This is a genomic window from Streptomyces adustus, assembly GCF_009377175.1.
Taxonomy (GTDB): domain Bacteria; phylum Actinomycetota; class Actinomycetes; order Streptomycetales; family Streptomycetaceae; genus Streptomyces; species Streptomyces adustus.
The window spans coordinates 1-9,870 of sequence record NZ_VJZD01000312.1; the positions used below are offsets into that span (position 1 = coordinate 1).

10 protein-coding genes and 3 pseudogenes are annotated in these 9,870 nt (G+C 68.1%); 4 read left to right on the forward strand and 9 right to left on the reverse strand.

Features of this window, described 5'->3' with window-relative positions; translation table 11 throughout:
• Positions 1-773, reverse strand: a 773-nt coding sequence (locus tag FNH09_RS41275) for an IS701 family transposase (RefSeq protein ID WP_162469868.1), incomplete at its 3' end; no start/stop codon positions are given.
• A 101-nt stretch (positions 774-874) separates the two neighbouring features.
• Between FNH09_RS41275 and FNH09_RS41280 the strand changes: the two are divergent.
• Positions 875-1,108, forward strand: a pseudogene (locus tag FNH09_RS41280) (cyclic nucleotide-binding protein); the annotation flags it as partial.
• Between the two features lie 224 nt (positions 1,109-1,332).
• Here FNH09_RS41280 and FNH09_RS41285 read toward each other — a convergent pair.
• Positions 1,333-1,536: a cold-shock protein gene (locus FNH09_RS41285; protein ID WP_030052720.1), complete on the reverse strand. Its 204-nt coding sequence runs from the start codon at positions 1,534-1,536 to the stop codon at positions 1,333-1,335.
• Positions 1,537-1,777: 241 nt separating this feature from the next.
• Positions 1,778-2,116, reverse strand: a complete 339-nt coding sequence (locus FNH09_RS41290) for a MerR family transcriptional regulator (protein WP_152895006.1) — start codon at positions 2,114-2,116, stop codon at positions 1,778-1,780.
• Between the two features lie 259 nt (positions 2,117-2,375).
• On the opposite strand from FNH09_RS41290, the gene FNH09_RS47925 reads away from it, so the two are divergent.
• Together FNH09_RS47925 and FNH09_RS41300 are read left to right on the forward strand one after the other, a co-directional pair.
• Positions 2,376-2,684 (forward strand): hypothetical protein, encoded by a 309-nt coding sequence (locus tag FNH09_RS47925; protein WP_202919868.1) that lies wholly within the window; start codon positions 2,376-2,378, stop codon positions 2,682-2,684.
• 198 nt (positions 2,685-2,882) lie between these two features.
• A pseudogene (locus FNH09_RS41300) lies at positions 2,883-3,179 on the forward strand (hypothetical protein).
• A 100-nt stretch (positions 3,180-3,279) separates the two neighbouring features.
• Here FNH09_RS41300 and FNH09_RS41305 read toward each other — a convergent pair.
• The 5 genes and pseudogenes from FNH09_RS41305 to FNH09_RS41330 all read right to left on the reverse strand — a co-directional run.
• Positions 3,280-3,588, reverse strand: coding sequence for an SCO5918 family protein (locus FNH09_RS41305; RefSeq protein ID WP_152895007.1), 309 nt, complete (start codon positions 3,586-3,588; stop codon positions 3,280-3,282).
• 50 nt (positions 3,589-3,638) lie between these two features.
• Positions 3,639-4,043 carry a CBS domain-containing protein gene (locus tag FNH09_RS41310; protein WP_152895008.1) on the reverse strand — a complete coding sequence of 135 codons (405 nt, stop codon included), beginning with the start codon at positions 4,041-4,043 and terminating at the stop codon, positions 3,639-3,641.
• Between the two features lie 46 nt (positions 4,044-4,089).
• Entirely contained in the window at positions 4,090-5,565 is a 1,476-nt protein-coding gene (locus FNH09_RS41315) for a DEAD/DEAH box helicase (protein WP_152895009.1), read from the reverse strand.
• A gap of 332 nt (positions 5,566-5,897) precedes the next feature.
• Positions 5,898-6,101: a cold-shock protein gene (locus FNH09_RS41320; protein WP_004986771.1), complete on the reverse strand. Its 204-nt coding sequence runs from the start codon at positions 6,099-6,101 to the stop codon at positions 5,898-5,900.
• A gap of 1,121 nt (positions 6,102-7,222) precedes the next feature.
• A pseudogene (locus FNH09_RS41330) lies at positions 7,223-7,642 on the reverse strand (GGDEF domain-containing protein); the annotation flags it as partial.
• 241 nt (positions 7,643-7,883) lie between these two features.
• Between FNH09_RS41330 and FNH09_RS41335 the strand changes: the two are divergent.
• Entirely contained in the window at positions 7,884-8,375 is a 492-nt protein-coding gene (locus FNH09_RS41335) for a hypothetical protein (protein WP_162469869.1), read from the forward strand.
• On the opposite strand, the gene FNH09_RS41340 is transcribed toward FNH09_RS41335, so the two are convergent.
• Positions 8,368-9,573 (reverse strand): IS110 family RNA-guided transposase, encoded by a 1,206-nt coding sequence (locus FNH09_RS41340; RefSeq protein ID WP_162469870.1) that lies wholly within the window; start codon positions 9,571-9,573, stop codon positions 8,368-8,370. The two genes, FNH09_RS41335 and FNH09_RS41340, sit on opposite strands and share 8 nt — an antisense overlap.
• Between the last annotated feature and the right edge of the window lie 297 nt (positions 9,574-9,870).

Here is a 9,870-nt window from a genome sequence, read left to right on the forward strand (position 1 = left end):
CCTGGACGCTTGGCATCGCGCCAGGTCAAGGCGCGGGCCGCTTCGACAGGAGTGTGCGGCTGGTCGGCCAGGGCCCAGGTGCCGCGGTGCGGCTTGAGCGCGACCACGTAGGCCAGGCCGGCCTCGCGCAGAGCGAGGTACCAGGTGTCGCTGACGGAGTAGGCGCAGTCGGCGACCACCGCCCGGCAGCCGAAGCCCGCCTCCTTTCCTCGGGCCGCGAGAGCAGCGGCCAGCTGCGGTTTCGTACGGAACGCCGGGTCGGACCGGCCGCGGGCGAAGTGGTGGGCGGGGGTGTAGGGGGCCGTGTGCAGCGGGTAGTAGACGCGGCCGTCGGTCCACACCGTGGTCACCGTGACGATGCCGTTGTCCGTCTTGCCCAACCGTCCCAGCCACTGCCGGCCCACGTGCGCGGTCGCCGTGCCGTCCTTGCGGTCCCCGGAATCATCGATCACGATCACCCCGCCGTCATGCGGTGCCGTCGCGGGTTCCTCGCGCAGCAGTTCCAGCCGCCGGTCGTTGACCAGGTCGGCCTCCCACGGCGATTCCGACAGGAAGAACTGCAGCCGCTGTACCCCCGGCGTCCCCGCACCCGCCACGGGCTCCGCCCCGGCCAGGCAGGTGATCGTCTTGTTCCGATCCCGCGGCGCCAGCAGACCGGTCAGGTACTCGCGAAACCCTCGCCTCTGGGCCAGGCTGAAGAAGAGGTCGTCGAACCGGGCCGCGTACTCCTCCAATGGTCCCGGCGCAGGCGGACACGGACGGCGAGCAGTCATCTTCAGCTCCCAGCCAGGCAGTTGACTCCTACAGCCGAACTACGACCGACCAGGCCTGCCGTCAACCCACGCCACCACCGAATTTAACGAACTACCGGTAACCCGAGGTGTGGCAAGGCCGCGGGCGCTCGTGCATGACCCTGGAGACCAGCCTGCCCGGGGTCTTCGCGGTAGGGGACGTCCGTAGCGGCTCGGTGAAACGGGTGGCCTCCGCGGTCGGCGAAGGCGCGATGAGCATCCACTTCGTGCACCGCTACCTGGGCCGCATGGCCGCGCGAGGCGGCACCGACAGCTCACCGCACACCCGTCCGAAGGAGTCCGCTTGGCTCGCATGACGCCCAGGAGATGCGGGACCTGCGGGATCTGACGCGGCCACGGACAGCGATGACGCGGGAACGGGCTCGGCCGGTCCATGGACTGAGGTCAGGAAGTTCCGGGCCGAAGTCGCGCCGCCCCGGGCCTCCACAGATCGGGCGACTTCGTCCAGGTGGGCGGCAGGCCCGCACGGGCGGAGGCCACCGGACGCGGCGTGCGCGCTCCCTCGGGCAGGTCTGCGAGGTCAGGCCAGGTTGATGTTCTCGGCCTGTGGACCCTTCTGGCCCTGGGTGACGTCGAACGTCACGGCCTGGCCCTCCTGGAGCTCACGAAAGCCTGTGGAGTTGATCGCTGAGTAGTGCGCGAAGACATCCGGGCCGCCGCCGTCCTGGGCGATGAAGCCGAAGCCCTTCTCTGCGTTGAACCACTTCACGGTTCCCGTAGCCATGGTCATGCCTTCCAGTCGATGAACGCCTCCCACTCCATGTGGCAGACGGAGGTGATCGCCTTGGTCCCTGCGGCACAGCACAGCAAAACGCCCACACCAGGAGCGTGGGCAAGAGGGAATTCCGAACCACGACGGCTGACGCAGACGCTACACGCCCACACGCCGCGTCACCAGATGAAATGATCACGCCGCACACGAGACCGGGCGTGCGTGCCCGCCGACGCTGACGGGCACGCTCATCTCATGTTGTTGACGTTGGGTTCGCTGATTCGGCGGCACGGCGATATTCGGCGTTGAGGCGCTGGGCTTCCTCCAGCTGGTCTTCGAGGATGACGATGCGGCAGGCGGCCTCGATGGGGGTCCCCTGGTCGACGAGCTCCCGGGCACGGGCTGCAATGCGCAGCTGGTAGCGGGAGTAGCGGCGGTGGCCGCCTGCGGAGCGCAGCGGGGTAATGAGGCGGGCTTCGCCGATGGCGCGGAGGAAACCCTGTGTGGCGCCGAGTATCTCGGCGGCCCGGCCCATGGTGTAGGCGGGGTAGTCGTCGTCATCGAGACGGCCGAACGTGTCGTCTGCTGTCATTGCACCTCTCTGTGGAACGCGTGGAGGGGCCCTGGCGCCGTACTGGCACCAGGGCCCCGAAGGAACTACTACACCATCTGCCGGCCCTGATACTGCACCGGCCCTCTGTTTCCGCAGACCCGACCGACATGCTGTCGGGGGCGCGGGGATCGCGATTGCTTGACCGGAGACCACCTCACTATCGATGTCCTGCGGTACCCGGGTCCATGACTTTTACCCGGGCGATCCTGATGGCGCTCGGCTCCTCCGTTCTTCCCTCTTGATCAACTACTCACTGACGGAACTGCGAACTGCTGGTGGCTCGAACAGCGCCACTCTTCGGCAGCCGGCCCTGTCGCCCGTCGTGCGTCTGCTCGGGCTTGGAGCCCCACTGCCGAACCTCCCGGTGCGCGCGTCCGCAGCTGACGCCTTCACCGAGGTACTGCTCACTGACTTCACTGCTGGGTACTGCGAAGTGCAACTGCGTGCACTGCTGCCCGGCAGTTCATCTCTGCCGCGCTCGCTCGATCTCGGCTACGTGAGAAACCATAACCACACCGCCATCCAATGTCTACTTCGGCTGGCATAGATTTCCGCGCGCTCGAAGATGAGGTAATCCGTTTCGACCTGTCTGCTCGACCGGTCCTTGGATGGTTCAAGCAGCTCAGAGGCTCAGTCCGGCGCTCGCAGTGACCCACCGCCGCGCAGCACGTCGGGTTTCAGGTCGAAGCCTGACAAGCTGCTCGTTGACGTCGCCGCCCTGGTGGAGTGCGCGCAGAGCACCCAGATGTGCCTGACCGTGGTCACCGGTGGCGCGGTCATCACCGGCCCCGCCTGGCTCCCGAAGCGTTGTGGAGGCAGAGAGTGTCGGAGGTGCTGACGGATTCCGCCCGCTTGGGCGAGTTCGCCGCCGTCTTCGACGCCCCCATGAAGGAGGACGGGCCGCCCACGCATCTGGCACTTCCGTGTCGCCCGGATCCTGCAGGGCACGGTCGGGATCCCGGAGACAGGCGGGATGTACCGGGTTGCGATCGAGGACGTCAGCGCCTGGACCATGGGCGACTTCAGCTATTCCGACCACTGAGCGACGGCGACAGGAACCGGCCGCACGCAGTGTGGGCCCGACCGGCGTACCGGTAGGGCCCACAGTGCTGTTCAGGTGTCGGTTCGTGCTGTTCCCCGAGTCAGACGGGAACGGGGGTGCCGAGCAACGAGGAGGCGTGCTGCATCGGGCTGAGAACGCCCAGGGGTGCGGCCTTGGGTACGGCGTGGCAGGTGAAGCCGAGCTGAGTCATGGCCCGCAGGACTTCGAGGGCGCTGAAGTCACGGCGGTCCTGGCGCGTGACGACCTGGCCGACCTGCTTGACGGGATAGTGACGACGGCCAATGATCACGGAATCGCCGGTGACCGGTTCGGGCTTGATGCCCTTCATCGATTCCAGCACGCCGCCCTTGGTGAGCTCGAAGGGGAAGCGGGCGATGACGCAGCGCATGGGGCCTCACAAGGGAGAAGGGGAGAACGGTCCGACCAGGGTGCGGCGGCTCAGCGGGAGAGGGCGAGGACGCCCAGGGCGCTGTCTTGCCCGTCGACCACCGGCAGGACACCGAGCCCACGGGTGCGCGTCGCGTGCTCGGCTTCGGCCATCGTGGTCACGGGTGAGGTGAACGAGCCGTGGTCGCCGAGGATGTCGCGCAGGCGGACGCGGTCCGTGTAGGCGGAGCTGTCGCGGACGGTGGTGAGGTCGGTCCGGGTGACCAGGCCGGTGCGCTGGTCGTCCTGGTCACAGACGACCAGTCGGCTCGTGCGGGCTGCGGCCATGACGGACAGCGCAACCTCGACGCTCATGTCGTCACAGACCTGCGGTCCGGCCGCGTCCAAGACCTCCTCCGCCGTCCTGTGCACGGGGTCGGCGCTCGCCGGGCGGGGCTGCATCTGAATCAGCGTCAAAAGGTGCCTCCTGCAGAGATGAGTCAGCTTCTTGATCACGAAGGTCCTAGGCCGCCGCGCCGGAGACGGACTTGCGTACGGGCGCGCGTCGGCTTCCCGAAGCGGGGCGGCGCCGGCCTCGGGAGGTGGCGCTGCGCTTGGGGCGTTCGGCCACCGGTGCGGTGATGACGACCGGGATGCCGGAGGGGGCCTGGGCGCCGGTGATCCGGCGCAGGGCCTCGTCGCCCGAGTGGATCTGGGTGGTCTGCGGCCGGATCCCGGCGTCCGACATGAGGCGCACCATACTGCGGCGCTGGTTCGGTGTGACGAGGGTGACGACACTGCCGGACTCGCCGGCGCGGGCGGTGCGGCCGCCGCGGTGGAGGTAGTCCTTGTGGTCGGTCGGCGGGTCGACGTTGACGACGAGGTCGAGGTTGTCGACGTGGATGCCGCGCGCCGCGACGTTGGTCGCTACCAGCACGCTGACGTGCCCTGTCTTGAACTGCGCCAGCGTGCGGGTGCGCTGCGGCTGCGACTTGCCGCCGTGCAGCGCGGCGGCCCGTACTCCGCTGTTGAGGAGGTCCTGGGTCAGCCGGTCGACGGCATGCTTGGTGTCCAGGAACATGATCACCCGACCGTCGCGAGCGGCGATCTCGGTCGTGGCGGCGTGCTTGTCAGCGCCGTGGACGTGCAGGACGTGGTGCTCCATCGTCGTGACCGCACCGGCCGAGGGGTCGACCGAATGCACGACGGGGTCGGTCAGATAGCGGCGCACCAGCAGGTCGACGTTGCGGTCCAAGGTGGCGGAGAACAGCATCCGCTGCCCCTCCGGACGCACCTGGTCGAGCAGCGCGGTGACCTGCGGCATGAATCCCATGTCGGCCATCTGGTCGGCCTCGTCCAGCACCGTGACGCCCACCTGGTTCAGGCGGCATTCGCCCCGGTCGATGAGGTCCTTGAGCCGGCCAGGGGTCGCGACGACGATCTCGGCCCCGCCGCGCAGCGCGGCCGCCTGCCTGCCGATCGACATCCCGCCCACCACCGTGGCCAGCCGCAGCCTGACGGAGCGGGCGTACGGAGTGAGCGCGTCGGTCACCTGCTGCGCCAGTTCACGCGTCGGTACGAGGATCAGCCCCAGCGGCTGGCGGGGCTCAGCACGCCGTCCGGCCGTACGGGCGAGCAGGGCGAGGCCGAAGGCCAGGGTCTTACCGGAACCGGTGCGCCCACGGCCCAGGACGTCACGGCCCGCCAGGGAGTTCGGCAGCGTCGCGCCCTGGATCGGGAACGGCACGGTCACGCCCTGCCTGCCGAGTTCGGCCAGCAGCTGCTCGGGCAGACCGAGATCGGCAAAACCTTCAACGGCAGGCAGCGCGGGGGTGATCGTCCTGGGCAGCGCGAACTCACCCTGCACTGGGGCGGGCCGACGGCCGTATCCGCCGGAACGGCGCGGTGCCGGGGAGCCGAAGCGACTGCCGCCCTTCCCCGCGTCGGCACCGCCCGTACGGGTGCGGGCGGAGCGGTCGTTCGTACGTGTGCGGTTCATGCGGAACCTTCCTCGATGTGGCACATATCAAGGAATTCCCGCAGCGATGAGCGGCATGGAGAATTACAAGTATGGACCGGTAGTAAAAGAAAGCAATCTGGCCGGCGGAAATCTCCGGAGCGCACGTGCTGAAATGAGTGACGCGATGGGGACGTAAGATCCGGGCGTCGGCTGCCTTCAGGATGCGCCTGCACCCCTGAAGGAGGAGCCGCGCGTGGTGGGGGGCGGATTCCCCCGAGTCGTCCCGCGGGTGAAATCACCGCGGGAGATGCGTGTAGCTGGGCCCCGCACCCCGAAGGATGCGGGCCCCAGCTACAGATGGTGCGTGAGCGTCAGGCGGGAACGATGTTCTCGGCAGTCGGGCCCTTCTGGCCCTGCGCGATGTCGAAGCTCACCTTCTGGCCTTCGAGCAGCTCACGGAAGCCCTGCGCCGCAATGTTCGAGTAGTGGGCGAACACGTCGGCGCCGCCACCGTCCTGCTCGATGAAGCCGAAGCCCTTTTCCGCGTTGAACCACTTCACAGTACCAGTAGCCATGTCATATCTCCTTTGGGGCAGTACATCGGCATCCGCACTGTGCGAACGCCGTGTCGCCGCGATGATTACCCCGCCCGGAAATGACCGGAAATACAGAAGCGCTCCCGACCGGCAGAAGCCTGGTGGGGGCACTTGAAGTTTTGGGAACCACAACTGCAACCGAGATCGACAGTAGCACGCCGGAACGGCCCGTGTACGTTGAATAATTCCACTCTGCTCTGCGCGGCAAAAACTCCCACTGCGCGGTCCGTCAAAATCTGATCTCCCGGGCACAGACATTGCTTCACTCGAAGTGCAACGTTTCAGGAAGAGTCGCCGACTGCACCAGGGCAGCCAACGGCATCAAGATCCACGACAGGGCGGTCTGGGTGTCCAACCCGGACAAGGGCACCGTGCTGCGCATCCCGGTCACCCGGTACGGCACCGCCGGCCACGCCCGTGCCGCCGCACCTGCCCGGTGCGGCGGCACGGGGCCCTGGGCCATCAGATCCGCCGCACCACGAGCGGGCGGAGCTACCGCAGCAATCGCTGGCCCCCGTCTGCGAGGGCGACGGCGTAGCCCTCGGGGGTGATGCGGGCCTGGCCGTCTGCGCCACGATGGGCCGGTCGAGGCCGACGGGGCGGATACCGATACGTTCGCCGCGTGCGAAGTGGACCGGCCAAGGGGGGAGACAGGTCCAGGTGACGTCGTCCCCCACGGCCTGAAAGGCGTCGGAGAGCCTGGTTCTCGCCTCGCCGAAACGGCGCAGCGCGATGGTACACCGGCGCAACCCACCACGCGCAGAACCCCCATCGGCATCAACCGCCGAGGGCTCCTCACCTCTCACCTGCTATCACAAGCGATCACAGGCATGTCACCAACCCTGCGGACGCACTCACGTCACAAGGCTCTGACCTGGACTTACGCACTCCCCCTGAACTAACTGGACGCCCCTGGACGGCTTCTACGACATGTGCCAGGTGGGTACCCAGGGAGGGACCCAGGATCAGGACGGGGGCGTCTTCCGGGCCGGCCGGTCAGAGCTCGTCGCTGCCGCCCAGGCCGGTCAGGGCGCCGACCGGGTCGAGGTCGGGGGTGCCGCGGGGCCACCAGTCGTCGGCGCCGGGGGCGTGTGCAGCATCCTCACCAGCTGCGCCAGGCGGTGCGTGCGGCGGCCGGCGGACAGTTCCAGGACGACGGCGAACTCATCGCCCCCGAGCCTGCCGGTGGCCGCGCGGGGGCCTGCCCAAGCGGTCAGCCGGGCGCCGAAGGCGGCGAGAATCGTGTCGCCGGCCGGATGCCCGAGGTTGTCGTTGATGTCCTTGAAGTGATCGGCGTCGACCCAGACCACAGCAACGTCGTCGCCATGCCGGGCCAGGATCCGCCGGGCCCGGGCGGTGTATGCGTCGCGCCGGAGCAGGCCGGTGAGCGGATCCTTCTTCTCAAGGCGCCGGTAGAGCGCGGTGGCGTGCACAGTCCAGCCGGTCAGCGAGATCGCGGCTGTGGTCAGTAAGAATGCGCGCTGCCCGAAGCCGGGTCGGGAGCGCAGGTGGGACGCCATACTGGGTCCTCCCTCTCGTCTCGTACGGGGTGAGATGGACTCGGGACAGGCGATCTGGTTGGACGCCGTGGGCGCCTGTCCCGAGGGGGTTTCAGGTGGGTGTCCTGGGGTTGGCGTGCAGGGTGATGGCCAGGACGGTCGGAGTGCGGACGAGGACGTCGTCGTAGCGGGGGGTGCCCCTATGGGTTTGGTCAAGGAAATCCGGGTGCGTTCGTGTTCGGGCTGAGGTCAGCATTGCCTGGTGTCTGAGCTGCTGTGGGATGACGTGAAGGGCTTCTTCGACCTTGACTGGGAGGGGTGTCTTCCGGATGTGTGGGTCACGGGAACTACGGTCCAGGATTGGCAAGCGGTCCTTGATCTGATCGTTGCGAGTGGCTGGCGGAGTGAGTACTCCGAAGGTGGCGTGGTCATTCCGCTGCCGCGTGCTGGGGAGGTGCTGTCGCGGCCTGCTGATGCCGAGTGCGCGGACCTGCGGGTCTGGCTGACATCGGATGTGTTGGCGATCTTTCGGTTGGAGTCGGCTGACGAGATCGGTTTCGACGTGGACCTGAGGGAGTTGCAGGGACAGGACCGGCTGGATGTGCTGTGCGGATTTCTTCGTGCGATCGGGCGCCGACTCAGCAAGCCGGTGGTGATGACGCCCGAAGGTGACTGGGACCAGAGCCATCCGGTGCTGGGATTCGACGTCGAGTCCGACCGGGTGGTGCTGCTGGCGGAGCCGCAGATCAGCTGACCGTGGCCGCAGGACGTGATTCGTAGAAGGCGCCGTCGCGGAGCATGGCGAAGAGGACGTCGGCCCGGCGTCTGGCGAGGCAGAGGACGGCCTGGGTGTGGTGCTTGCCCTGGGCGATCTTCCTGTCGTAGTAGGCCCGGGAGGCCGGGTCGGCCAGGGCGGCGAACGCGGAGAGGAAGAAAGCCCGTTTGAGCTGCTTGTTTCCTCTCCTGGAGGGCTGTTCACCGCGGATCGAGGAGCCCGAGCTCCGGGTCGCCGGGGCGAGACCCGCATAGGCGGCGAGGTGGCCGGCGGTTGGGAAGGTGCTGCCGTCGCCGACCTCGATCAGGATGCGGGCTCCGGTCCTGACGCCGATGCCCGGCATCGAGGTCAGGACCTTCGAAAGAGGGTGGGCCTCCAGTAGTTCCTCGATCCGCCCGGCCAGGAGCCTGCGCTGGTCGAGCACGGCCGTCAGGGATGCGGCCAGGCTCGGGACGATCAGAGCGGCCGCCTCCGTGCCCGGGACCGTCACGGTCTGCTCGTCCAGGGCGTCGAAGATGTCCTCGACCAGCCGCTCGGCCATCCTCGGCGCCTTCGGCCGAAGCAGCGTGACCAGGCGCCGTCGGCCGGCCTTGCGGATCTGGGCCGGTGACCCGAACCGTTCCAGCAGGGTGAGGACGGCCGGGTGCTGCAACCGCGGCCCCAGGACCCGTTCCAGCGAAGGATGGATCTGGGTCAGCAGGCCGTGCAGCCGGTTGGCGACCCGGGTCGCTTCGCCGGCCAGGTCGTCGTCGAAGCCGACGATCATCTCCAGTTCGGCGATCGTCTCGTCCTCGCCGTCGATGGCCCGCAGCGTGTGGGGCATCGCGCGGGCCGCGTCGGCGATGATGAACGCGTCCTTCGCGTCGGTCTTGGCCTCGCCGGGGTAGAGGTCGGCGATCCGGCGCATCGTCAGGCCCGGCGGATAGGCGACCGGGCAGCCCACGTCCCTGGCGACCGTCAGCGGCAGGGCCCCGATCGAGGCCGGCTGGTCGACCACGACCAGCACCGTTCCGTGCTTGGCCTTCAGCTTCGAGAAGAGCTCGCGGAGCTTGGGCTCGGTGTTGGGCAGGCGCTTGTCGAACGCCTTCTTCCCGGCCGGGGTGACGGCGGTGGCGTGGTGTTCGCCCTTGCCGACGTCCAGGCCGAGGAAGACGTCGATGTCGCCGGTGTCGATCACGTGCAGGCCCCTCCACCACGCTTTCGTCCGGCCTTGCCTCGGCACCGAGCTGCCACATCCACGTTACGGAGAGCTCTTCCAGCCTTGGGTGAAGCCGGTGCTCAAGCCCCTCATCAGCGGTCCGTCGATGCCTCCGGATCCGGTGACACCACCCCCCGGATCATCAACAACAATGCCGTTGCTTTTGGGGTGTGCGTGCTGTTGAGCCATGCGTGTTGGTGTCGCGTCTGGAGCGGCTGGGGTTGGGCATCCTGACTCGGTCGTGTCCTGCTGAGTTGGTGGACCGGGTCGTTGCTG